Below are 23704 nucleotides of genomic sequence, written 5' to 3'. Positions count from 1 at the left end.
CAGTTCCTATTTTGGAGAGAAGAGTTTAATGAGTGACCTAGAAGATCCGTATTTTCCCCGTTGTCTTCTCTACCCACCCTCTCAACTTGTTATACCAATTCCTGAAAATCTATCTAAAGTTCAAAGACTGCCATCCTCCTCTGTGCTAGAGAACTACCATTCAGAACTAAGAACTAAGAACTAAGAACCGGTGTCACCTATGCCCTATACCCCCTTACAAGATTATGTTGCAGCAGCTCGATCCGGCAGTATTGTAGCCTTACCTACCGATACCGTGTGGGGTTTAGCCGTAACACCTGACCATAGTGACAAACTCTATGAGCTCAAGCAGCGCAGTCTAGAGAAGTCTCTAATACTTATGGGGGCCAGCGCAGCTGATTTGTGGCCCTATGTCACTATGGAGGTGGCTCAGTGGCAGACTATGACTGAGCGCTATTGGCCAGGACAACTCACCCTGGTGGTCCCTTCCACATCGAAGGTCCCGTTGGTGATGCATCCCAAAACGCCAGATACCATTGGTGTCCGCGTGCCCGACCATCCCATCGCTCGCCAAATACTGGCCTTGACAGGGCCTTTGGCAACTACCAGTGCAAATCTATCTGGGCAAACGACCCTGGCGAGCTTGGATGAAGTGCTGGCCCAGTTCCCTCACGTTTATGGTCTAAACGACCAAGCGTTACAGACCTTGGTGGAACCTTTGGGACCTGACATCGTCATTCCCGCTCCGTCTGGATTACCCTCCACCGTTGCTTTCTGGCAATCTGACCATTGGCAGACTATACGTCAGGGAACCGTATATTTGTAGAGTATAAGTAATGGGGATGCGCTCTGACCTTATTTCTAATTACCAAAGTATTTCTACATAAAGATTCCTATGGATTGGCAAACAGCAGTACTCATTGGCATTGGCTTTTTCGGTGGAACCATTACCACCAGCCTGCGCCGAACGCGTCAGTCTGACAGTATTGCCCCTGCCCCTACCGCCTTTACTGCTTCTCGGTCCTCTACGGGTTCTCCAGCTGCGACCGATCTTGCTCCTCAGGAGCCGCCTGCTGTTGAGGCCCCCACTAACCCTACTAATGAGTTAGCTCCCGTAGAGCCTACCCCCCCAGACGATCCCCCCTCTCCGCAGCCTTCGGCTATTCAAGGAACGCCTACCGATGATCCCCAAGCCCTCGCCTATGAGCGTCTCAGCCAGTTAGAACGGTTTAAAAGTGGCTTTTTGGCACGGACTGCCCATGAGTTGCGATCGCCCATTAATAGTGTCATTGGTTTGCACCAGTTGATTCTAGAAGGGCTGTGTGAAACTCCTGAAGAGGAAAAACAATTTACGGCTGAGGCCAAAGAAGCTGCCTATAAGGTTTTACAGCTGTTTGATACGATCATCGCAGCATCCAAACTCGATATTGGGCGTGAAGTTCCAACCCTGGAACCCTTACCCCTAAAAACCCTATTTAAAACATTAGAAGAGTTAACCCATCTGCAAGCAGCGAATAGTAATCTTCGTCTTGCCTTCAAACCTACCGATCTTTCCGTATTGAGTGATTTAAAGTGGCTACAGATGATGCTCATTAGCTTGCTGGATGATGCTATTACATCCACAAAACTCGGCCATATCACCCTGGATGCAGTGGCTGAAGGGGAGTCTATCTTGATCAGGTTAGAGGCCGAGCGCCCAGCCAATGAGTTATGTGTCAGGCTAGATACCTCTCTCTACGGTCGTGAAGTTGATTTGAGTAATCTCTCATCGGTTTATCTTTCCACAGGGCTAACCCTGGCCATTGCCCAAGAAATGGTCAAAGCTCTCCATGGGGAACTGATTTTACCGGCAGCAGCAGAAGCTCCTATAATTACTGTAAAGCTACCGGCAAGTATCTAGGTTTGGAACAACACTTAAGGCTAGTATAGAGTTATGAGCGTTAGCTATGGGTTATGCAGAGTTACTGTTGTAACCTGAGATTATCTTCATAGCTATAGAAGGGCAGGCTGGGTTTTTACAAAGAACAACTATACGACAACAACGGTGTAAGTCTTTTGCCCCCTATTCAAAACTCTGATATTCCTAAGATGGCTGTGCCTCAAAAAGAGCACCGTGCATCCAAGATTTTGATTGTTGATGATCTTCCCAGCAATCTACGACTGCTGTCTTCAGCGCTGTCTGAGGCTGGATACAGTGTTCGTAATGCTGTAAGCGGGGCTATGGCAATTATGGATATTGCCACTGAGCTACCCGATCTTATTTTGCTTGATATCCGGATGCCTGACCTGGATGGGTTTGCCGTTTGCCGCCATCTCCACAGTGATGCCATAACAGCTGATATTCCCATCATTTTTATGAGTGCTATGGATAATGTGCTGGAAAAGTTAAAGGCATTTTCCGTAGGCGGCGTAGACTACATTACAAAGCCGTTTCAAATCGCTGAAGTGCTTGTACGCATTGAGCATCAGTTAGAACTACGGCATCTTAGACAAACGCTTAAAACTCAAAATCAAAAGCTACGCATTATTCTTCAGCAATATGAAATTGCTGAAATGCAGATTCATAAAAATAATCAGGAGTTGGAACAGCGGGTTTTAGAGCGTACCCAAGAGTTACACACTACCAATCAAGCCTTGCAGGCAGAAATCCAACAGCGGCGGCAAGCTCAGGAAAAATTAATGCACCTGGCATTGTATGACTCGTTAACGGGATTGCCAAATCGCACGCTGCTACTGAAACGTTTGGAAGAGACGGTGCAGGCCAGACAGCCTTATGAGTTGTCGATACTGCTGATGTTGGCTTGCGATCGCTTTAAAGCCATTAACGACACCCTGGGCCACTTACAGGGCGATCGGCTGTTGATTGAAATCGCTAATCGGATCACAGAAATTGTTTCTGACAGCAGTTTTACCGTACGTCTAGCGGATGATCAATTTGCGATTCTGTTGCCAACGTTAGCGGATAAAAACGAGATTATTCCATTGGTCCAGCGTCTACAAAGGCGGTTAGCGACCCCCATTGAGCTGGGTAATTATGAAGTCACGGTGAATGCCAATGTGGGTATTGTGCTGGTGGATTCCAGTTATGGCAATGGTGAACACATGTTACGGGATGGCTCCCTAGCCTTGCTGCAGGCCAAGCAAAAGCCCCAAGGCTGGCGTGTTTTTCAACCTGAAATGCATACGCAGGCGCTCCATCGTTTGACTCTAGAAGGTAAGCTTCGCCAGGCGTTGAGGCAACAGCAGCTACAGATTTACTATCAGCCCATTGTGGCGTTGACCTCAGCCTCGGCAGCGGCTCCTGTGGAAGGGTATGAGGCCTTAGTCCGCTGGCAGCCTGAGGGCACGTCTGACTTTATGTCACCTGCCGATTTTATTCCACTGGCGGAGGAAAGCGATCTAATTTCTCAGCTGGGCAACTGGACGTTTTACAAAGTATGTGAGCAGCTGAGCCAATGGCATCAGGAGAATCCCTCCAAACCTGTTCCTTTTGTCAGTGTGAACTTTTCAGTGCGTCATTTACAGGGTGAGCAGTTCGCCCAACAGATTTATGATGTTCTGCAACAGACGCAGGCTCAACCTGCTTGGTTTAAATTTGAAATTACAGAAAACCTCCTCATCGGTGATCCACAGCCAGTGCTAGCAACCCTGGCTCGGCTTAGACATTGGGGAATTCAAATTAGTATTGATGATTTTGGGACGGGGTATTCATCCCTGAGCTATCTTAAGCAGTTACCGGTTGACACCTTGAAGATTGACCGGGCATTTATTAAGGATATGGAGTCTGATTCTGATAATCTCAAGATTGTCGAGGCCATTGTGCAACTGGCTCAAGTGTTGAAGCTGGATGTTGTCGCTGAAGGCATCGAGACAGAATGGCAAGCTCAACAGCTTGTCAACCTGGGTTGTACCCATGGGCAGGGGTATTGGTTTTCACCTCCCTTACCTTATCTGCCGCCACGAATACTTAAATAGCGATTGTGTCGAATGGCCTCCATGGTGCTCTGAATATCCATAGGGGCATTGCCTAAAATTTTAAGTAGGTGAGAGCCTAGTTCAAGGGCCGCTTCAAACTCAGGTTGTACGACTTCTCGGGCTCCTGCCTGGGTCAAGCTATCGATTTCAGCGGTGACGTGGGCGCGGGCGATCACGTCAAGAGTGGGATTAATGGCTAAGGAACGCTTCAACAATAGCCGGGTGCTCGCCGGGTCTGGCAGGGTAATCGCCAGGGCAATGGCTTTATCCAAATGCGCTTTTTCTAAGATCTGTTCTGAGTCAGCATCGCCGAGGATATAGTGCATCTTGTGGTGCCGCAGGGTTTGGATGGCCGCTTCGTTGTTCTCAATGATTAAAACCGGGTAGTGCCCCTGCTGCTGCAAAATGTTGACGACGACCTGTCCGACCCGACCATAACCAGCTACCACAATATGGTTGGTAAGATCTTCCTCAACCCACATCTCCTGGGGAGATTCCCAAATGCTTAGAAACGGTCTGATGCGTGGGGATTTAAGTAGAGTTTCAGCAATGGGTGTTGCAGACTTAAATAAAATAGGTGTAAATACCAGGGTGATAGCAGTTGTTCCTAACAATAGCAGATAGGTTTGTTCTGAAATCAGATTGTTCTCTAGACCCACAAGGACTAATACAAATGAGAATTCTCCAATTTGATTGATACCCAGGCTGCTACGTAGCGCTGTTTTAAATGAATAGCCGAAGGATAGCACCACAGGGAGCACAATGAAGGCTTTGCCTATCATCACCAGGGCCACTAGTCCTAATATCACCCCGGCATTTTGGATCAAAATCTGCGGATCGATCAGCATGCCGATGGAGGTAAAAAACAGGCAGGCAAAGGTATCTCGCAGGGGCAAAAATCGGCTGAGGGCGTGGTCGGCGTAGTCGATTTCCGCGATCATCAATCCGGCAGCAAATGCGCCAATTTCAATGGAGAGGCCCAGACGCGCGGTGACTAGTGCCACGCTCAGGCACAGGGCCAGCAGGGTGAGCAGGAACAATTCTGCACTTTCGGTACGGGCAACGGCACGGATCATACGGGGCACAAGCCCATAGCCAGCTGCGATCGCAACTCCAATAAAAATACCCACCTTGAGCAAAGCTAGACCGAGTACCGGCAGTATTGATCCCTGAGAATTAAGGGAGGGCACAATGGCTAGCATGACCCCAAGCGCCAAATCCTGAGCAATCAAAATTGCCAGCATAATTTGACCGTGGCGAGTGTTGGTTTCTCCTCGCTCCGTGAGGGTTTTAAGAACAACGGCTGTGGAGGATAGAGAGAGGACTGTGCCCAGAAAAATGCCCTGCACCCAAGAATTTGCCCAACCCAGTAAGCTGCTAATGGTGGCTACCGCAGCTGTTGTCAGACCAATTTGTAACAAACTGCCCTGGAGCGCGACATTGCGAACACGATTAAGTTCCGCTAGAGAGAACTGTACACCCAAGGAAAATAATAAAAAAGCAACCCCCAGTTCAGCCAGACTCTGAATAGCATCTGCATCGCTGATCAGTTGCAGCCCCAAGGGACCAATCACTAGACCTGAGAGTAAATAGCCCAACAGTACTGGCTGGCGCATGCGACTAGCAATGTACCCCCCAGAGGCAGAGGCTCCTAAGGTTACTGTTAAATCTAAGATAAATCCGCTGTTTACTGCCATTATGCATCCTTAATATCTGGTCGAATCTCCCAGATTTACTGTATTGAAGTGTAATTGATTAGGCCTTGATAAATATCGGATATGGGCAAGCTCATGCTTGAGAAAATTTGATGAAGATGCGGAAATCAAGACACTTGGCCTGAATAACTCTCTGGTGCCCATCTGCCAATCGTCTTAATTTTGTAACTCTAATTTTTAGAAAAACTCACAATCTTCACCCTATGGAGAATGTTGGCGTTGCTGATCTTCAGGAAGATTGAATCTGAACTGGATATAGAGTAATTCTAGTGATCAATTCACCCTCTGAATCAGTAATTCAGTTGTCAACCTTTTCAGGATTAGGAACAACAAAAAATTACAAGAATTGAATAAACTTGATTTTTTTGCTGAATAAATCTGAATTCTTGAGGATTTCTGCGGGCGAAGACGACTGACATCATAGAAGCATTCACAACAGTTTGCGTGCATTGTCTACGGACAACTGAATGAATTCTGTATCTGAATTGTTAATGGTTTCAACAATTCGGGACTAAAGTCCTACCTGGCCCATAATCAGCTGACAGCTAACCAAGAAGCTAACCAAGAATAAGATAGTGGCTCTAAGGAGAGCTTGGGACGTGAATAATGTCTACAGGCGCTACGGAAATCATTTGAGACAGCGATCAAAACTCACACCCTAGGCGCATTTTTCTAGCTAGCGAACATTTCAAATGGCCCCATTTAATCGCCTTCAAAGAAACAGTGTCCTCCATAAAACCCTGTGGCTTTTGGGGGGGTATGCATTCTTTTTGATTGCGGCCTTATCATCAGCCGTTTACTACGTTGCCAATAGCGTTGAAAGCATTCATCGTTCCACCCTGGAGTTTGATGAACTGAACCGTGAAGTTGAGATCATCAATGATTATTTCAATCGCCAGGCGAAAGATCGAAAAAATTTATTTCTGCGTGGCCATAATTCAGAAGACTTGGCCAAGTATTTAGACCGTGTCAACGACATGACGGTCAAGATTGAGCAGCAGACGAATAACGTGTTGCAGTATCCATTGGCAGAGCCCTACCGTAAAGATTTAGAGCAGTTATTGAAAAACCATGCATTGCTCATGGATACCTATACAGAAGGTGTCCAAATCTTTAAGCAAACGCAAGACCCGCGGGCAGGTGATCAGTACGTGCGGGGCGAAGGGGGAGAGGTGGGCGAAGAACTCACCCATGTATTGAAGCAGATTGACCTCGACCGACAAACACTCACAGCAAATAATCAAAGCCACATCAGAGCGGTATTGTTGATTAGCACCGGGGGACTGATCGTATTTATTCTGGTGTGCTCTGGAGTCTTAGCATTTGCTGTCACCGATCCTATGCGTCGCATTAGTCGGTTCACCACGTTTCTCGATGAAAGTCGTCAAGCCCGTTTGAGTACCGATACCCGAGAGCATACCGAGTTTGGTACCACCACAACGATCTATCAACCGCTTGAGGGCAAGCGATACGATGAGATTGGTTACATGGTGGATACCTATGAAAAACTGTCTAGCCTGATTGGGGACTATAGCCGCACGCTGGAGAAGAGAGTTCAAGAACGGACGGCGCAGCTAGCGTCTGCAAATACTCAGATTATGCATTTGAATCAGAAGCTAGCCGCTGAAAATGTAAGAATGTCAGCGGAGCTGGAGGTTAGCCGACAGCTGCAAGCGCTGATCCTGCCTAAGGAGAAAGAACTTAAACAAATTCATCAGCTGGATATTGCCACATTTATGGAGCCTGCGGAAGAATTTGGCGGTGACTACTTCGATGTGTTGCAATTTAATGGTCGGACACAAATTGGTATTGGCGATGTTACCGGCCATGGTCTTGAAAGTGGCATGCTGATGCTCATGGCTCAAACAGCAGTGCGCACACTGTTACTCCACGGTGAGTCAGATTCTGCAAAAGTGCTAAAGACCCTGAATCAAACGATCTATGCCAATGTGCAACGGATGAACTCCGAACGCAATATGACGTTGTCACTGTTGGATTACAGTGGCGGTAAGGTCAGTCTAACGGGGCAGCATGAAGAGGTGATCATTGTTCGTAAAGATGGTGGTTTAGAGCGTATTGACACCATTGATTTAGGGTTTCCATTGGGGTTAGAGTCCGACATTTCTGAGTTTATTGATCAAACTCACATCAACCTTGACCCTGGTGACGGTATTGTTCTTTACACCGATGGGATTACCGAAGCTGAGAATAGTGACGGAACTCATTATGGATTGCCACGGCTATGTGAGTTGGTCCAACTCCATTGGCACTTACCTGCGGAGGAGATTCGCAGACGGGTGATTCAGGATGTGCAAACCCACATTGGCACCCACAAAGTTTTTGACGATATCACCCTGCTGGTGTTGAAACGGCCAACCATGGCGACGGTGAATCTGGCCTAATGTTTAAGTTTTGGCTGAGTTGTAGAAATAGTCACTCTACGTCAGCGATCCACGGTGTGAACGAATGAATCTCTTCCTTTAATTTAAAGAATATCCTATGCCTTCAGCGTCATTCAATAAGCGGGTTGCCCGGTGGCATCGTTTATCTCATCGGTGGATTGCGATCGCAATTTCTATTCCCATGATCTTTATTATTGCCACCGGTATCTTTTTACAAGATCATGGCGAATTAAAAACCCAGGTAGCTGCAGCTACAGGTGACGTTTTGCAAGTGGCCGTGCGCCGAACAGATTGGCTCGAAGATGTACACGAGGGTAAATGGCATGAGCTGAACCTCTGGCTATTTTTACCCGTCCACGTGTTGTCCTTATTACTATGGCTGACAGGAACTGTGGTGGCCTATAACCGGTAATCGCAAAAATGGCTAGTTCTGCTGAATACAATGAGTGGAATATGCCCTCTATCTAAAAGACGACATTTAATGAAACTAGAGCTTAACTATGATGACCAAAATCTTTGGTGAGTTTAAGGACAATATACCGAAAACTCACCATGAGTATTTAGAATTAGGCTTTTCTCCGACATCGCTGACTGTGCAACAACGGTGGCGTAACAATGGTATTTCCGCTGATTTTGTTGCTGATTATTTGACTACATTTTTGCCTATCTATGACGCTAATAGTCAACATAAACGGCGACAAACAGAAATCAAAGCAGCCATCAACTACATTGCCAATGAGCTTCTGGAAAATGCGATGAAATTCAACTATGAACCCTCAGAAGAGCCGATTAAATTTAGCTTGCACTTATTGCAAGGGATACCTTCAACCATTGTTCTATCCGTTAGCAATGGTCTTTCATTTGATGGCGCAACCAGACTACAACGCTTTATTCAAGATTTTCTTGGTTCAGATCCTGATGACTTTTATCTGCGTCAGCTTGAGCGCAGTGCCACTGACACCTCCATCCCTGGTTCTGGCATGGGGTTTATCACAATTCAAAATGACTACCAGGCCCATTTAGGTTGGAAATTTAGGCCATCTGAATACCAATCAGCAAATTTTACAGTGACGACGATGGCGCAGCTCACAGTTTGATAGCGCTCTCTAACTATAAAAAGTATCTGATATCAATGATTACCTATGACGGACAACAAGGAATAAATACTATGGGGATTCACACGATTGAAGGGGAAAGCTACAAAGTCCAGTGCGACAACCAAACGGCGACTATTAAATTTCACGGTTCTCTAAGACTGAGTGGCCCAGATGCCTATGCCCCCATTGATGAACTGATGGGAGAATTGCTCCAACGAGAACCTGAGCTAATTACCCTCGAACTCAGGGACTTAAAATTCCTCAATAGCTCTGGTATCAGTATGATTTCCAAATTTGTTATTCGTGTTCGCTCAGCTAAAACAGTGAATATGATGGTTGTGGGCAGTGAAGACACTCCCTGGCAGGGAAAGTCTCTCAAGAACTTAAAGCGACTGTTGCCTAGTTTAGAAATTGTTTTGGAGTGATCTTATTTCTCGGTAAATGCCCAGACACCATTCCAGTGCTTGGGCATTGGTTGCTGAGCCATCTGCTGAATACGTTCTAGATAAAACTGAACTGTTTTATCAATGGGATTGATCTTTAGAACAGCTTCAAAGCAGGCCATGGCTTTTGCCCAGTCACCTTCTTGATAGAAGTGTCGTCCCTGTTGATACATTGGCAGGGTTTCTAGCTTCAATTTACGGACCGAATTTATGTCTGCATTGAGCACCTCATAGATGGTGATGGGCTCTTGGCGACCTTTGACAACGATGCGGTCTATCAGTCGCACCGAATACTTATTGGGTTGCTCTAGCTTGAGCATCACATCTTCTGAAATTAACAGCGATACTCCGTAGTATTTGGTCAAACCTTCTAAACGAGCTGTTAGATTAACATTGTCAGACACGGCATCGGCCTGCATGCGATTTGTCTCCCCCACCATACCGACCATCATGTGGCCAGCATGTAAACCAATACCCACCGTCAGTGGTGGATAGCCTTCAGTAAGGCGATGCTGATTATAGGTTCTGATCTGATTGACTTTGGCAATGCCTGCCTGCAATGCATCATCAACGCCATCGGGAAAAACGGCCATCATGCCGTCACCTAGATATTTAACAATGAAGCCATTGTGCTTGCGAATTTCTGGACTAATGCGGCGCAAATAGGCATTAACAAAATCAAAATTCTCTTGGGGCGTCATTTGCTCAGAGAGGGTGGTAAAGGCACGAATGTCAGAGAACATAATCGCCATCTCTTTACTCACATGATCTCCCAGCTTGATGTCGAGAATACTATCTCGCTGAAGAAACGTTAAATATTCTGGAGGGATAAAGCGACTATAAGACTCCAAAAGATCTGAGAGATGGGCATTCGTTTCAATAAGTTTTTGTTCTTGGCGTTTCACAGACTGTACCGTTTCTGAAAATACCCGAGCCAGGTTACCGAGTTCATCACCGCGCAGGGCCGTTGCTGTAAGACTGTGGGGAGTGAAGGTATTATTTTGGACCGTAATGGCCGCTGCCGTAATCTGTTTGACCTGCTCAATGTAATCCGCCATTTCTTGGTTCTGCGTTTCTAACGCGTTCTCTAAAATGGTCGAATGCTCTGTGACAATATCTATCATTGATTGCAGATCGCTATTGTCTGCCCTGAGCTTTTCATTATGTATACGTAGTTCAATGAGCTCGGCGTCCTTTGAGCTGTGAGTACAGGTGTTGGCTATGGATGACTCGAGTTTCATGTCGGACGGACGATGGATTGAATGACTGGCAAGGTAAAGACACCACAGGAGCTTTCAGCAACCATCTCAAATGAAGGGCCAATGTGAACTGTAATCTCCACGACCATTATGGTTCTGATTGGAGATAAGATATAGAAATATCTCCGTAACTTTGCGGACTCTACATCTAGATGTTCCTAGCTCTCAGAATCAGATCCGGTATCATCAGGCAACAACGTGGTTAGTTGATGTTGTCAGCCCTTAGCCAAGCATGGACATCTTCAGCAATTTATGATTTTTTTGGGCGTTGATTTGGGTTGGCAAACGGGACCGAGTGGTGTTTGCTGCCTGCACTGGGAAAATGATTGCCTCTCTTTAAGTATTCTTGATCGAATGACTACCCATGGCGATGTCTTGGCCTGGCTGCATCAACATGCGCCAACACCGGTCCCCGCGATGGTGGCTGTGGATGCGCCGACAATTATTCCGAACCCAACGGGAATGCGTGAACCGGATCGTCTAGCTCACAAACACTTTGGTAAATATCATGCCGGTTGTTACCCAGCGAATCAGGCGTCTGCATTTGCCACTCAACTCGTGGCCTTTGGTGAGGCGTTAACTGAGCAAGGCTTCCTCCATGCACCAACTCTAAAACCCAGACAATCTGGTCGTTATCAGATCGAGTTTTTTCCTCACCCAGCCATGGTGCATCTTTTTGGGCTGTCGCATATTCTTAAATATAAAAAAGGTCGTGTTGCTCAGCGACGTCAACAACTTTACCGACTCCGGTCCTTAATTTTGCAGCATTTGCCTCACCATACACCGCGCTTAATGGTGGATACGCTCCCTGCCATACCTAAGGGAGGGTTGGCCTTGAAAGCGGTGGAAGATCAGCTTGACAGTATTGTCTGTGCCTATGGAGCCGCCCACTGGTGGTATTGGGGCCATGCTCGTAACCAGGTGCTGGGCAGTTTAGCCTCAGGCTATATCGTTGTGCCGATGGCCTACGATGTACGCAATTACAAACTTACTACAGCTCCAATTGGTGGCAGTTAAATGGATCCGCCGCCCGATCATAGCAATAATGCTCTGCCAGGGCACAGCGGTTGACGCGATTGTAGTTGTAGATATCCCAAATCTGTACCTCCTGTTCGTGACTCAGATTTTCCCGAATCATTTGTTTAGAACTCGCTGGGATGGTGGCAAAAAATGATGCCCAATGATGGCCGCGTTCCGGAGTGAAGCAAAACTTTCGGACATGACATAGCCATAGAAGTACATCAGATGAATTAGGCGAATGATGGGGAACTGTCATGGGAGGTTGGCGGATTAGGGAGTTCTTATTCAATTGTGGGCAATCTAGATTCATCAAGGAACCTAGATTGCAGCAGATTGAGGGGTTTACGCCCAGCAAGTCGCGGGACCCATTTTATTTATCGAATCTCTTAAAGGTCACTTTATAGTGGCCTTTTTTTTGCCCATGTCAGGCATGGATGCCCCCTGATAAAACGAAGTGAACTAATGCCGGGTGACAGATCGGTTATCCCTATGCGCATGCATACCATTGCACTGGTTAAGTTGATAACATGGTCCTATCTATCTATCAGCAGCTATACGTTATTCACATTCTCTGGATTCTTAGACTTCTCTGTCCTAAGAATTCAGGGAATGTGAATAATTTTGAAGTAATATATCTATTGCTTGGGGCGTCTGTGCCCCCTGCTTGGCAAGTCTGCTTTAGCTCTGAATGGTCCTGAAACGGTCCTAAAGGTGGTCAAAAACTGTTTGGAGACGTAGTTAAACCCTAGATAATACCCATGAAAGATCTCAGCACTTATCGAAATATTGGCATTTTTGCCCACGTAGACGCGGGTAAGACCACCACCACTGAGCGGATCTTGAATTTGACCGGTAAGGTACACAAGATCGGTGAGGTACATGACGGTGCAGCGACCACCGACTTTATGGACCAGGAAAAAGAGCGAGGCATTACGATTCAGTCTGCTGCCACCTCCTGTTTCTGGAACGAACATCAGCTCAATATTATTGACACCCCTGGTCACGTTGACTTCACTATTGAGGTATATCGTTCCCTGAAGGTACTAGATGGCGGTATCGGTGTATTTTGCGGCTCAGGTGGTGTAGAACCTCAATCTGAAACGAACTGGCGCTATGCTAACGACTCTGAGGTAGCCCGTATTATCTACGTCAACAAGCTAGACCGGACCGGTGCTGATTTTTACCGCGTAGTAGACCAGGTTAAGAACGTGCTGGCGGCTAATCCTTTGGTGATGGTGCTGCCCATCGGCATTGAGAATGACTTCGTTGGTGTGGTTGATTTGCTCACTGAGAAAGCCTGGATTTGGGATGATTCTGGTGAGCCGATGAACTATGAGGTCAAGGATGTCCCTGCTGATATGGTCGATGACGTCGCCGAGTGGCGCGAGAAGCTAGTCGAGGCGGCTGTTGAGCAAGACGACGACATCATGGAGAAGTATCTCGAAGGTGAAGATATCTCCATTGATGAGATTAAAGCCTGTATTCGCAAGGGCACTCGTGAGTTAGCTTTCTTCCCCACTTACTGTGGTTCTTCCTTTAAGAACAAGGGTGTACAGCTGGTGCTGGATGCGGTTGTTGATTACCTGCCGGCCCCAACTGAAGTGAAGCCTCAGCCTGAGGTTGATCTCGAAGGTAATGAGACTGGCGAGCTGGCTTACGTTGATCCTGAAAAGCCTTTGCGCGCGCTGGCGTTTAAGATTATGGACGACCGCTTTGGCGCTCTGACATTTGCCCGGATTTACTCCGGTACCGTCAAGAAGGGTGACACTATCTTGAATACAGCTACTGGCAAGAACGAGCGCGTTAGCCGCATTGTTGAAATGCATGCTGATGACCGACAGGAGATGGCTGCAGCTCAAGCGGGTGACATTGTGGCGCTACTGGGTATGAAGACCGTACAAACTGGTCATACCCTGTGCGACCCCAAGAATCCAGCTACGCTAGAACCTATGGTCTTCCCCGACCCTGTGATTTCTATCGCAGTTGAAGCTAAGAAGAAGGGTGAATCTGAGAAGATGGGTATTGCCCTGAGCAAAATGGTTCAAGAAGATCCCTCTTTCCAGGTGGAGACTGATCAAGAAAGCGGCGAAATCATTCTGAAGGGTATGGGTGAGCTGCACCTGGACATTAAGGTGGATATTCTGAAGCGTACCCACGGTATCGAAGTGGAAGTTGGTAAGCCTCAGGTAGCCTACCGCGAGTCCATCACTAAGGTGCTACAAGACAGCTATACCCACAAGAAGCAGTCCGGTGGTTCAGGTCAATACGGCAAGATTGACTACATCATTGAACCCAATGAGGCTGGTGCTGGCTTTGAGTTTGAGTCTAAGGTAACCGGTGGTAATGTGCCTCGTGAATTCTGGCCTGCTGTGGAGAAAGGCTTTGCGGCCAGTATGGATAAGGGGATGTTAGCCGGGTTCCCTGTGGTGGATCTGAAGGTGACCCTGACGGATGGTGGTTTCCATCCGGTTGACTCCAGTGCGATCGCATTCGAAATTGCTGCTAAGGCAGGCTATCGTCAGTCCTTCATTAAAGCCGGTCCTCAGATTCTAGAGCCGATCATGAAGGTGGACGTATTTGCCCCTGAGGATTATGTCGGTGATGTAATCGGTGACCTCAACCGTCGTCGCGGCATGATCCTCGGCCAAGACGTCGGTGCCACTGGTGTGCGCATCAAGGCCGATGTGCCCCTAAGTGAGATGTTTGGCTACATCGGCGACCTGCGTACGATGACGTCTGGTCGTGGCCAGTTCTCCATGTCCTTCGAAAAGTATGCGCCTTGTCCTAAGAACGTTGCTGAAGAGGTGATCAAGGAAGCTAAAGAGCGTCAGGGTGTAGCGGCTTAGGTTTAGAGACTCAAAGCCCTCTTGTTGAACAATGAATGAGTCAACCTCGGCTAGTTGCTAGCCGAGTTTTTTTATTGTCTAGTAACCGATGGCAGAAATTTAGCAGCGATTGTATCCACCCATCGCCCCATCGACTCGTACACATTTGATAGTGGATAAGCTTACGCCACAGAGTATTAGTATGGCTAGACATCCACCAGACAGTTTTGGCATGTTAAACCACGGTTTTCGCCAAAACGCGATTTAATTTCCCGCTTTTATACCCTTCTAAATCTAGGGTGACATAGGTGAAGCCATACTCTTGAAAAGCAGTCACCAGGGTGTTTAGATCCACTGTGGCAACAAAGTCTTTGATGCCGTCAGGCGGCAATTCAATGCGTGCTGTCTCCCCATCAGACCGAACCCGCAGATTACGTATACCCAGTTGGCGCAGATAGCGTTCGCACTGACCGACGCGGTATAGTTTTTCAGTGGTGATCAGCTCACCATAGGGAAATCGTGAGCTTAAGCAGGGCTGCGATGGTTTATCCCACCAAGGCAGGCCCAGATACTTTGACATTTCTCGAACGTCTAATTTACTGATCCCGACCTCTGCCAAGGGAGAGCGTACGCCCCGTTCTTTAGCAGCCTGGATACCAGGGCGATAGTCTTGCAGGTCATCGGCGTTGAGACCATCCACAACATAAGGATAGTCTTCAGCCATCGCCAATGGTTTCAGAGTGTCGTGCAGCTCGCTTTTGCAGAAGTAGCAGCGATTGGTGGGGTTACTGGTGTAGTTGGGGTTGTCCATTTCATGGGTTTGGACAATGCGATGATTAAGCCCCATAAAGACTGCCTGACTTTTTGCCGCTTCCAGGTCTTCGAACATGAGTGACGGAGAATCAGCCGTGACGGCGAGGGCTTGGGATCCGAGAACATCGTGGGCGATCCTGGCTACCAGTGTGCTGTCAATACCGCCGGAGTAAGCAATCAGGGCTCGATCCATTGCATAAAATATCGACTGGAGCTGATAGAGTTTTTGGGTAATCGTCATAGTCTGTAATCTGAAGTTAGGCTCGTCCATAGGGGGCACTATGCCTAGCCTAACGAAATCACTAAGATTTAATAAGCGATAATGGACTGATTTTCCACAACAAGTGCAGATTACATTACATACTTTTTTATGATTACCATTGAAGCCTTGATGTTCCAATATTAGAACATCAAGGCTGATGCGCTATTTTTAAGCAATCACCTGGGTTACCATTAGCCTGGCTGAATCAGTACCTGTAGCTCCCCATGGCCGAAAAAAAAGAACTTACCCATCCCCAGTACAAGGCAGATCGCGAGATTGTGACTAATCTGCTCAATGGTGAAGCGACAGACTTTAACTTAATTGAGCTAGCCCGATTGCGCATTCGCTATGACGGATTTCCAGGGGCACGGGATATTCAGCAGGATTTAGATACCGTGTTGGCAAACTGGTCGCTAACGGAAGATGACCTAATGGCCAAAACCCGTGAGATTCATCAGACTGAAATGCTGTATAAAGCGCAGCGGACAAAAAAGGAGGATTGGAGCTAAGGCCACATCAGTATCGATTATGTAATAAAACTCTGAGCGCTCTCTCAATTGGGAAACTGAAAGAACGCTCAAGGCAGCCTATTGATAATGATTATTTGTCTTGTCTTTAGGCTCGTGTGAATACGACAATCTTAAGTGTGATCACGTTCTCTATACACCAAACGTATCAATTTGTTGTTTCAGATAGGTCTCTGCTTGGCCTGGGTCAAAATCGCCGAATTTCATCTTTTCAATTCGAGATAATTCCTCTGGTGCATCCACTCCTAACTCTTGTGCAAGTTCTCTTGCTAAATCAGTTAAGAAGAAATCTTCTACACCTCTGGTGGGTTTATCAGTCGGTACATAATTCCAACGTACGAGTTGGGTCGTAATCCAACTTGCAAAACTCTTCCAAGGATAGGGATCAAAATAAATGCGATCTGGAATATCAAAGGAGTTTCCTTGCCCATCTTCAAACTGCCCAGTCATGACGGCTTCTAGTACCGGTAATGGTTGATTGAGATATTCTTGTGGAGCAATGGTCGCTGCAATTTCTTTACGATTGACAGGGTCATTGGCATAGTTGGCCCCGTCAATAATGGCCTTGTTCAAGGCCCGAAACGTTTTGGGATGATCATTAATCCAGTTTTGGGTAGCAACAAAGGCACAGCAGGGATGGCCTTCCCACAAATCTTTGCTAAGCAGGTGAATAAAGCCGATGTCGTCTTGAACAACCCGCTGGGTAAAGTTGTCGGGCATAATAAAGGCGTCGATTTGGCCGGAAGCCATTTTTGCGATCGCATCCGGCGGTGGTAGGACCAACACATTGGCATCTTTGTCAGGATCCAACCCTCCAGATGCAAGATAGTAACGTATCAGCAGATTGTGATTGGAATAATCATAGGGCACCCCAATACTCATGCCCCTAAAGTCTTCCGGGCCGTTAATTTTACCTAGATGTTTTTTGGCAACGGCAATGCCTTGACCATTATTGTTCTCGATACTAGCTAGCCTCACCGGGAAGGGCGCTGACCCTAGACCAAGAGACATGGCAATGGGCATAGGAGCTAGCATATGGTAAGCATCCAGGTCACCTGTGATAGCCGCGTCTCTCACCACTGACCAACTGTAATACTTAATTAAATCTACATTGAGACCGTGCTTCTTATAGAAGCCCAATGGCTTCGACATAATGATGGGTGTGGAGCAGGTGATCGGTAGAAAGGCTACCTTCAGATCAGTCTTTTCTAGATCTCCCACAGCTGGAGCATCTGCAGGTTCTTCAGCCACTTCCGTGGCTGAGCCACAGTTAGCTAAGCTGACAAGGGCAGCCCCCACGGCAATGTTCTGTAGAAATTTGCGTCGAGTCACCTGACTCATGCGTTTAGCATCAGTAAAAAACTCACCAGCTTTGGGGCCAAACGCGGCACTAAATGCCTGGTCGAGACCGCCAGCTAATTTGATCAAATCTCTCACCACCCGCTCTCGTTTTGGTTTACCTTGGCCCACCATGCTAATAAACAAAGCTGTCCGCAGCTCTGCCTGGGTGATGGAATCAGCTGCCTCAATGGCAGATGGCTGATAAACCCGCATCTTTACCAAGTCATCGATCAAGTCAGCTGGATTCTGTGGCATTTCTATGTCTGCCATTAAATTCCAGTGATCTTGAGTGGAATGAAAACGGCCACAAACAGTACAGGGTGACGAAAAACTGTTGCGCATTCCCTGTGGAGAAGAGAGACTATTTAAATAGTGAGACTGACTAGACAGTGATATCATAGCGTTTTTTTGTTGGTGGGGGGTTAGCACCTTTTACTATGAATGTTATTCCAATTCTTCTGTGAGTATCAGGACCAATTACAAGAACTTTATTTTTTGTTTTATGCTTAATCTTTAGACATTACAAGTATCGAAAATGCCTAGTGTTTATACAAAGTTAATCTTAATACCCGTACGCTTAATTTCAAAAATATGTGGGGTAGCGTCACGGATGCTTACAATAAGAGCGGAGATACAAAGATATGTTATTGGCATACGACTTTCCTGACTTAAAACGGTTGAATCTATTGATTTAGAGTCGAGGATAAATCTTTTAGCTTCTCTATACATGGGTGCTTGGTTCTCTATAGTAAGGTGTTGAATTTGACATCAAAGTTGTTTGCCTTGAGAAGTTAGCTGACTCTTTCTTGACAGAACTTCAATGTGATTGGCTATAACATCCATCAATAGACAAAAATAATTATTGATAAAATATTAAAACTAGAAAATGCTAAATCCCAGTATTTTCTGATATCTATTTCGTCAGGACATCAAATAAATAAAATATTCTCTTAAAACCAGAAAGAAATTTTGTTTGATTTACTTAGACCTGTTTTCTATGTGACATTGAGAATTTATGATTTGTGGTTAGGTTTACAAAAGTAATTTTTGAGCGCTATGCACGATCATTTTGAGGTAATACCTTTCTTGACGAAGACACTTGAATCTGGTCAAACCGGACGAGTGTATATCACGGGTGACAATGTTGAATGGTGCCTAGATATTACTGACGGCAGGGTGATATTTGCAGCGCACTCGCTACAGTATCTCAATACGTTAGAGACAACATTGCCGAGGTTAGGCTATGAAGCCTTACTGCCTATTTATTGGCGATTGACCCAGTTGGAGGTGTATAAGCGCCAAATTGGCCAGACTGGTTTGGAAGCCCTTAATTGGACGAGCAAGATTGTTGGTGCGCTTGTCCAATATAATTTGCTTGAGACAAAACAGGCTGGGGAAATTCTGGCTCAATTAGCTGAAGATGCCGTTGAAGCCCTCTTAGGATTGGAAAAAGCAACTGTTGTTTGGTATCCCTTTCCCAAGGAGCTATGGTATACAACAATCTACGGAACAGAAATTACTGCCTTAGTTAACCATCTTTCTGGAAGATTGAAAGCATGGCAGCCCCTTGGAGATCTCATTTGCTCCCCCTACCAGCGTCCCTACTGCGAAAGTCCGGACGATCTTTATAAACTGGCACGCCAGGGTGGACTCCCACAGCGAATGCTAGAGTCCTTAGTACGCCTGATGCAGGGAGCCAGTATCCGTCAGCTAGCCCAAACTGTTAAACAGGACGAAACCAAGCTGGCCCAGCTACTATATCCCTACATAAAACAGCGTGCGATCAAGCTATGGCCCCCATTACCACCGCTTAACCGCTTGCCCTGGTTACCAATCAAGCAACAACAACAACCTGAATCGGTCACAGATGCAGTTAGCAAACCCGCAGATATCACAGTCATCAATAAGCCGTCTGAGACCCTTACCACTGGCAACACCACTTACCCTGAGAATAAGACCAGTTCTGACAATAACACTGTATCTGAGAAGCAATCTACTACTGACACGTGGAGGTCAAATGAGAACGAGTCAGAATCTAGTGCATCAGGTAATAACAATCTCCAAAGCAAGGGTTCAGGGAACTTAAGATCCAAGCATTTAATCATATGCATTGATGATAGTAAGGCCATGCTAGAAAAGATAGAAAGCTATCTTGATCCAGATTATTTTGAACTTAAAACGATTATGGATCCAGTCAAGGCCATCTCTAAAATATGTGTTAGAAAACCTAGTTTGATACTGATGGATATCTCAATGCCAAGCATAAGTGGCAACTCTCTATGTTCAATTTTAAAGCGGAGCTATATGTTCAAAGATGTCCCCATCATTATGATCAGCAGCAACTCGGGTGCCCTAAATAAGGCAAAAGCCGAGGTCTCAGGGGCAGCTGGATATCTAGAAAAACCATTTTCAAAGGAACAGCTAATGCAGCTATTAGACACCTACTTGAATCTTAACCCGATTGAGTGATATGGACATCAGAACAAAAAACATAATTATCTCAAAACTAACAAGTGTCGATAAAATCACGATGAATCTCTTTCTCAATAAAGGGATATAGCTCAATATCCTATATAAAAATTGTAGTTGTAACAATAAGGTAGTGGAGACATGGCAAAAAAGATATTGGTCATTGATGATGTTAAATCTGAGCTGGATTTGATCAGCCATTATTTGGAAGAGGCTGGTTACAAAGTGATAACAGCTGAAAATGGTTCAGAAGCGATGGAAAAGATAGCATTTGATCGGCCCGATGCAATTGTTACGGATTTGGTAATGCCGGAGGTTACCGGTTTAGAACTCTGCCGAAAGCTTAAAAAAGATCCGGCTACAGCTAGTATTCCGATCATCGCCTGTACAACAAAAGGCCGCAAAATGGATCAAAGCTGGGCTAAAAAGCAGGGAGTTGCTGGGTATGTAGTCAAGCCCTGCACCGCTCAGCAATTGACTGACGCTGTACGCTTTGCAGTTTTGTAGTTTATGTAAGACAGCGCATTATCTCCTATGCAAATCTCGCCTACCCCTTCGACTCAGACACTTAAAACGGCAGATCGCCTTCAGCAGCTTCTGCCTGATGTATTTAATCCAAAAACTGTTGCAGGCGAACAATTTTTGAGGGTACAACTAACTCCAGACTTAACGATTGCCTTAGCGCTAAGTTGGGTTGAAGAAAGTCTGTTGCTGCCAACTCAGTTAGTTACACCCATGCCCAATATGTCTCCATCAATGATGGGACTAATGAGTTCAAAAGATCAGGTTTTTTGGGCGATTAACCTGGCCCAACTATTAGAGTTACCTATGGTTCTAGAGCCTTCTCAATACTATGAAGTAGTGGTCATTCGTGCTTTGCCATCCAACGTTGATCAGTCTTCTACTAAAGAGAATATTAACGCAGATGAAGAACTCTATTTAGGGCTGGTTGTACCCAAAATCCGAAGTTCTGTTCGCTTATCACCAGACGATATTGTCTCTCCTGTCGATGAAGTGGATGCTAGCTTACATCCCTACTTAAGCGGTCAGGTTGTGATTGATGACGAGGTGATTCTCGTTTTAAGTGCTGAAGCGATTGGAGCGGCTCGATCATTAACATCAGCTGAGTTTTAGGGTTATACATTTTCTTTGATTAACATAGCGAACTAGGACACCACCATGACTGCGCAGGACTATACATTAAAAAACGATAAGCTTCAGCGACTCAGCTTTCTTAGGAGAGGAATACCCCGGATTTCTAAGGTAGACAAAAAGGGTGGACGTCCCCTTGGTAGACAGTTACTACAAACACTGTTGCCCGTTACCTTGTTACCTCTGGCAGTTGCGAGTGGTTTGGGGATTGTTATCACCAAGCGCGCTGAAAATGAAGATGTGGTATTCGCCCTGAAACAGGAAGCGTTCCTGGCCAGTGAAGTGGCTAGTTTCTTTGTAGCGGATAGCTTTCAAGTTGTAGAAAACTTGGTGATTAGCCCCTCCATTCAGCAGGCACTAAATCAGGCGAATGCCAAGGTTGAGGAAGATAAACTCAGCGAACAGTCTGTTGAGGCACTAGAGCAACAGTTTGCCCAGACTAAGTTATTAGCACCCAATGCGGCCATTAACCAATATTTAGCAGATATTGTGGCTGCTGAAGGACTCGGTGAAATATTTTTTACTGAACAAGCTGGTTTCACTGTTGGCATCAGCAACCCTATTGATGACTTTGTTCAAAGTGATGAGGATTGGTGGCTGCAAGCTAAGCAATTTGGTCAATATGTGGAACCGGTAAAATTTGATAACTCTGCCAATGTCGTCAGTGTATCGATCTCCAGTGCAATTACTCCTACTGGGTCCGAGGACGTTATTGGAGTTGTTAAGTCAGTTCTGCCCCAGCAGGTCTTGAGTACTCAAATTGCTACCTATCTGAGTAATTCAATTGGTGAAACTCAGGCAGTGCAGGTGGTCGATGTCCGTAATGGCTTGGCACTGGCGACTGTACCCCTAACAGAAAATACTGACACTGATAATGCAACCGTGGTTGGTGGAGAGGTAATTGCGCAGTTTGCCCAGGCACTATCATCAAAATTAGGCCGCGAGGCCGATGGTCCCCAAATATTTAAACAGGAATTACAGCAGGAAACGGGCGCTAAAATTATTGAAGTTAGCCGGGCAACATTACTTGGCAAAGAAGTATTACAGGCTGTAGTTTCCTATGAAGGTCGGAACTATAGTCTGGCGACTGTAACCAATCTTCCCTGGGTTGCAATCTCGTCTGAGGATGCAGTTGCACTTGACCAAGCGGGAATGACTTTGTTGGTTGTCTTTATTGTGACTGCCATAATTTTGGGTACCGCCTCAGGTGGTTTGCTACTGTCGCTGGCACGCAGGCTTTCTCAACCATTGCAGACATTAACCGAGGTGGCTCAGAAAGCGGCTGGAGGTGAACTAGATGCCCGTGCCATTATCGAGGGAACCTTTGAAACTCAAATTCTAGGACGTGGTTTTAATAATCTTTTAGACCAGCTACAGTCATCGCTTAAACAGCAAAAAGATTTTGCAGAAGAACAGCGACAAGAAAGAGAAAAACTAGAAAATGATATCACCCAGCTAATGGAAGAAGTGGGGGATGCAGCAAATGGCGATCTCTCGGTGCGGGCAAAGCTTTCAGCTGGAGACGTGGGTATTGTCGCTGACCTTTTTAACGCCATCATTGAAAACCTGCGAGACATTGCCGTCAATGTGAAACAATCAACTGGCCAAGTGAGTGGTTCATTGCTGACTAACGAGCAGCAAATTCTTAGCGTGGTTGAGCAGGCCGTTGAAGAAGCGCGCTCGATGCAGAATACCATGGTGGCTGTTAGAGAGATGAGTCAATCTATTCAGACGGTTGCTCAAAACGCTAGTGAAGCCTCTAATTTGACCAATGACACCTATGCGACGGTACAAGCAGGGTCTCAGTCAATGGAAAAAACGGCAGACAGTATTCTAGAACTGCGCTCAACGGTGGGTGAAACCTCTAAAAAGATTAAACGATTGGGAGAATCTGCCCAGAAGATTGCTCAGTCGGTGAGTTTGATTGACGAAATTGCTCTGAAAACAAACCTGTTGGCTGTAAATGCTAGTGTTGAGGCATCCCGTGCTGGAGAATTAGGACAGGGCTTTACTGCCGTAGCGGAACAGGTTGGCTCCCTGGCGGAACAATCGGCCAATGCCACTAAGACCATTGCTCAAATTGTGGCTGACATTCAAACGGAGACTCAGGAAGTAGTCGCAGCCATCGAAACGGGTACAGCCCAGGTGGTTGATAGTAGCAGCCTGGTGAAAATGACCCAACAACAGTTGAACGAGGTACTGACTAAATCTGATCAAATCAACCAACTGATGCAAAACATTTCAGATTCTACAGTTAATCAAACTCAAGCATCTGCGGCTGTTACTGAGCTCATCCAAAAATCTGCTCAGTCTTCCGAAGAGCGATCCCATGCATCAGCTCAGATGGCCCAAGCGATTCAAGATACTGCAAAAGTAGCCCAATCTCTACAGGCGTCTGTCAAGCAATTTAAAGTTGAAGACTAAC

At 46.2% G+C, this 23704-nt stretch carries 19 protein-coding genes; 14 read left to right on the top strand and 5 right to left on the bottom strand.

Annotated elements, in window-relative coordinates; all coding sequences use genetic code 11:
- Window positions 1–199 precede the first annotated feature (199 nt).
- The 3 genes from U2F10_RS01370 to U2F10_RS01360 all read left to right on the top strand — a co-directional run bounded on the left by U2F10_RS01370 (window position 200) and on the right by U2F10_RS01360 (window position 3954).
- Window positions 200–805 carry an L-threonylcarbamoyladenylate synthase gene (locus U2F10_RS01370; protein ID WP_163659415.1) on the top strand — a complete coding sequence of 202 codons (606 nt, stop codon included), beginning with the start codon at window positions 200–202 and terminating at the stop codon, window positions 803–805.
- A gap of 69 nt (window positions 806–874) precedes the next feature.
- Window positions 875–1879 (top strand): sensor histidine kinase, encoded by a 1005-nt coding sequence (locus U2F10_RS01365; protein ID WP_499865095.1) that lies wholly within the window; start codon window positions 875–877, stop codon window positions 1877–1879.
- A 155-nt stretch (window positions 1880–2034) separates the two neighbouring features.
- The gene (locus U2F10_RS01360; protein ID WP_499870286.1) at window positions 2035–3954 is read left to right on the top strand and encodes a putative bifunctional diguanylate cyclase/phosphodiesterase; all 1920 of its coding nucleotides are present in this window, start codon (window positions 2035–2037) and stop codon (window positions 3952–3954) included.
- Here U2F10_RS01360 and U2F10_RS01355 read toward each other — a convergent pair.
- Window positions 3927–5651, bottom strand: a complete 1725-nt coding sequence (locus U2F10_RS01355; RefSeq protein ID WP_499870284.1) for a cation:proton antiporter — start codon at window positions 5649–5651, stop codon at window positions 3927–3929. The genes U2F10_RS01360 and U2F10_RS01355 overlap by 28 nt on opposite strands.
- A gap of 710 nt (window positions 5652–6361) precedes the next feature.
- Here U2F10_RS01355 and U2F10_RS01350 point away from each other — a divergent pair.
- The 4 genes from U2F10_RS01350 to U2F10_RS01335 all read left to right on the top strand — a co-directional run bounded on the left by U2F10_RS01350 (window position 6362) and on the right by U2F10_RS01335 (window position 9593).
- Entirely contained in the window at window positions 6362–8071 is a 1710-nt protein-coding gene (locus U2F10_RS01350; protein WP_499870282.1) for a PP2C family protein-serine/threonine phosphatase, read from the top strand.
- 97 nt (window positions 8072–8168) lie between these two features.
- Entirely contained in the window at window positions 8169–8483 is a 315-nt protein-coding gene (locus tag U2F10_RS01345) for a hypothetical protein (protein ID WP_499870280.1), read from the top strand.
- Between the two features lie 88 nt (window positions 8484–8571).
- The gene (locus tag U2F10_RS01340) at window positions 8572–9168 is read left to right on the top strand and encodes a slr1658 family protein (protein ID WP_250564656.1); all 597 of its coding nucleotides are present in this window, start codon (window positions 8572–8574) and stop codon (window positions 9166–9168) included.
- Window positions 9169–9239: 71 nt separating this feature from the next.
- Window positions 9240–9593 (top strand): slr1659 superfamily regulator, encoded by a 354-nt coding sequence (locus tag U2F10_RS01335; RefSeq protein ID WP_163659420.1) that lies wholly within the window; start codon window positions 9240–9242, stop codon window positions 9591–9593.
- Between the two features lie 2 nt (window positions 9594–9595).
- On the opposite strand, the gene U2F10_RS01330 is transcribed toward U2F10_RS01335, so the two are convergent.
- On the bottom strand, window positions 9596–10852 hold the full coding sequence (locus tag U2F10_RS01330; protein ID WP_163659421.1) for an adenylate/guanylate cyclase domain-containing protein: 1257 nt from the start codon (window positions 10850–10852) through the stop codon (window positions 9596–9598).
- A gap of 270 nt (window positions 10853–11122) precedes the next feature.
- Between U2F10_RS01330 and U2F10_RS01325 the strand changes: the two genes are divergently transcribed.
- Window positions 11123–11887 carry a DUF429 domain-containing protein gene (locus U2F10_RS01325; RefSeq protein WP_163700606.1) on the top strand — a complete coding sequence of 255 codons (765 nt, stop codon included), beginning with the start codon at window positions 11123–11125 and terminating at the stop codon, window positions 11885–11887.
- Here U2F10_RS01325 and U2F10_RS01320 read toward each other — a convergent pair.
- Window positions 11862–12146, bottom strand: a complete 285-nt coding sequence (locus U2F10_RS01320; RefSeq protein WP_006519020.1) for a hypothetical protein — start codon at window positions 12144–12146, stop codon at window positions 11862–11864. The genes U2F10_RS01325 and U2F10_RS01320 overlap by 26 nt on opposite strands.
- A 502-nt stretch (window positions 12147–12648) precedes the next feature.
- On the opposite strand from U2F10_RS01320, the gene fusA reads away from it, so the two are divergent.
- Window positions 12649–14736, top strand: coding sequence for an elongation factor G (gene fusA, locus U2F10_RS01315; RefSeq protein WP_163659424.1), 2088 nt, complete (start codon window positions 12649–12651; stop codon window positions 14734–14736).
- 214 nt (window positions 14737–14950) lie between these two features.
- Here the strand turns inward: fusA and larE are convergent, their stop codons facing one another.
- The gene (gene larE / locus U2F10_RS01310; protein WP_499870279.1) at window positions 14951–15769 is read right to left on the bottom strand and encodes an ATP-dependent sacrificial sulfur transferase LarE; all 819 of its coding nucleotides are present in this window, start codon (window positions 15767–15769) and stop codon (window positions 14951–14953) included.
- A gap of 245 nt (window positions 15770–16014) precedes the next feature.
- On the opposite strand from larE, the gene U2F10_RS01305 reads away from it, so the two are divergent.
- Window positions 16015–16299, top strand: a complete 285-nt coding sequence (locus U2F10_RS01305) for a DUF3288 family protein (RefSeq protein ID WP_163659426.1) — start codon at window positions 16015–16017, stop codon at window positions 16297–16299.
- 150 nt (window positions 16300–16449) lie between these two features.
- On the opposite strand, the gene U2F10_RS01300 is transcribed toward U2F10_RS01305, so the two are convergent.
- Window positions 16450–18057: an ABC transporter substrate-binding protein gene (locus U2F10_RS01300; protein ID WP_499870277.1), complete on the bottom strand. Its 1608-nt coding sequence runs from the start codon at window positions 18055–18057 to the stop codon at window positions 16450–16452.
- 687 nt (window positions 18058–18744) lie between these two features.
- Here U2F10_RS01300 and U2F10_RS01295 point away from each other — a divergent pair.
- From U2F10_RS01295 to U2F10_RS01280, 4 genes are all read left to right on the top strand, one after another.
- Window positions 18745–20127 (top strand): response regulator, encoded by a 1383-nt coding sequence (locus U2F10_RS01295; protein WP_499870275.1) that lies wholly within the window; start codon window positions 18745–18747, stop codon window positions 20125–20127.
- Window positions 20128–20268: 141 nt separating this feature from the next.
- Window positions 20269–20634 carry a response regulator gene (locus U2F10_RS01290; RefSeq protein ID WP_163659429.1) on the top strand — a complete coding sequence of 122 codons (366 nt, stop codon included), beginning with the start codon at window positions 20269–20271 and terminating at the stop codon, window positions 20632–20634.
- A 27-nt stretch (window positions 20635–20661) separates the two neighbouring features.
- A complete protein-coding gene (locus U2F10_RS01285) occupies window positions 20662–21261 on the top strand; it encodes a chemotaxis protein CheW (protein ID WP_163659430.1) in 600 nt (199 codons plus the stop codon).
- 45 nt (window positions 21262–21306) lie between these two features.
- Window positions 21307–23703: a methyl-accepting chemotaxis protein gene (locus U2F10_RS01280; protein ID WP_499870274.1), complete on the top strand. Its 2397-nt coding sequence runs from the start codon at window positions 21307–21309 to the stop codon at window positions 23701–23703.
- The last annotated feature ends 1 nt before the right edge of the window (window position 23704 follow it).

This window comes from Leptothoe sp. EHU-05/26/07-4 (assembly GCF_043421015.1).
In the GTDB taxonomy this organism is placed as follows: Bacteria; Cyanobacteriota; Cyanobacteriia; order Phormidesmidales; family Phormidesmidaceae; genus Leptothoe; species Leptothoe turfae.
This window is presented reverse-complemented; position numbering and strand designations above follow the sequence as displayed.

Excerpts from the sequence above, each read along its gene's own strand:
- U2F10_RS01370 (WP_163659415.1), top strand. The coding sequence starts at position 200 with ATGCCCTATACCCCCTTACAAGATTATGTTGCAGCAGCTCGATCCGGC.
- U2F10_RS01365 (WP_499865095.1), top strand. The coding sequence starts at position 875 with ATGGATTGGCAAACAGCAGTACTCATTGGCATTGGCTTTTTCGGTGGA.
- U2F10_RS01355 (WP_499870284.1), bottom strand. The coding sequence starts at position 5,651 with ATGGCAGTAAACAGCGGATTTATCTTAGATTTAACAGTAACCTTAGGA.
- U2F10_RS01350 (WP_499870282.1), top strand. The coding sequence starts at position 6,362 with ATGGCCCCATTTAATCGCCTTCAAAGAAACAGTGTCCTCCATAAAACC.
- U2F10_RS01345 (WP_499870280.1), top strand. The coding sequence starts at position 8,169 with ATGCCTTCAGCGTCATTCAATAAGCGGGTTGCCCGGTGGCATCGTTTA.
- U2F10_RS01340 (WP_250564656.1), top strand. The coding sequence starts at position 8,572 with ATGATGACCAAAATCTTTGGTGAGTTTAAGGACAATATACCGAAAACT.
- U2F10_RS01335 (WP_163659420.1), top strand. The coding sequence starts at position 9,240 with ATGGGGATTCACACGATTGAAGGGGAAAGCTACAAAGTCCAGTGCGAC.
- U2F10_RS01330 (WP_163659421.1), bottom strand. The coding sequence starts at position 10,852 with ATGAAACTCGAGTCATCCATAGCCAACACCTGTACTCACAGCTCAAAG.
- U2F10_RS01325 (WP_163700606.1), top strand. The coding sequence starts at position 11,123 with ATGATTTTTTTGGGCGTTGATTTGGGTTGGCAAACGGGACCGAGTGGT.
- U2F10_RS01320 (WP_006519020.1), bottom strand. The coding sequence starts at position 12,146 with ATGACAGTTCCCCATCATTCGCCTAATTCATCTGATGTACTTCTATGG.
- fusA (WP_163659424.1), top strand. The coding sequence starts at position 12,649 with ATGAAAGATCTCAGCACTTATCGAAATATTGGCATTTTTGCCCACGTA.
- larE (WP_499870279.1), bottom strand. The coding sequence starts at position 15,769 with ATGACGATTACCCAAAAACTCTATCAGCTCCAGTCGATATTTTATGCA.
- U2F10_RS01305 (WP_163659426.1), top strand. The coding sequence starts at position 16,015 with ATGGCCGAAAAAAAAGAACTTACCCATCCCCAGTACAAGGCAGATCGC.
- U2F10_RS01300 (WP_499870277.1), bottom strand. The coding sequence starts at position 18,057 with ATGATATCACTGTCTAGTCAGTCTCACTATTTAAATAGTCTCTCTTCT.
- U2F10_RS01290 (WP_163659429.1), top strand. The coding sequence starts at position 20,269 with ATGGCAAAAAAGATATTGGTCATTGATGATGTTAAATCTGAGCTGGAT.
- U2F10_RS01285 (WP_163659430.1), top strand. The coding sequence starts at position 20,662 with ATGCAAATCTCGCCTACCCCTTCGACTCAGACACTTAAAACGGCAGAT.
- U2F10_RS01280 (WP_499870274.1), top strand. The coding sequence starts at position 21,307 with ATGACTGCGCAGGACTATACATTAAAAAACGATAAGCTTCAGCGACTC.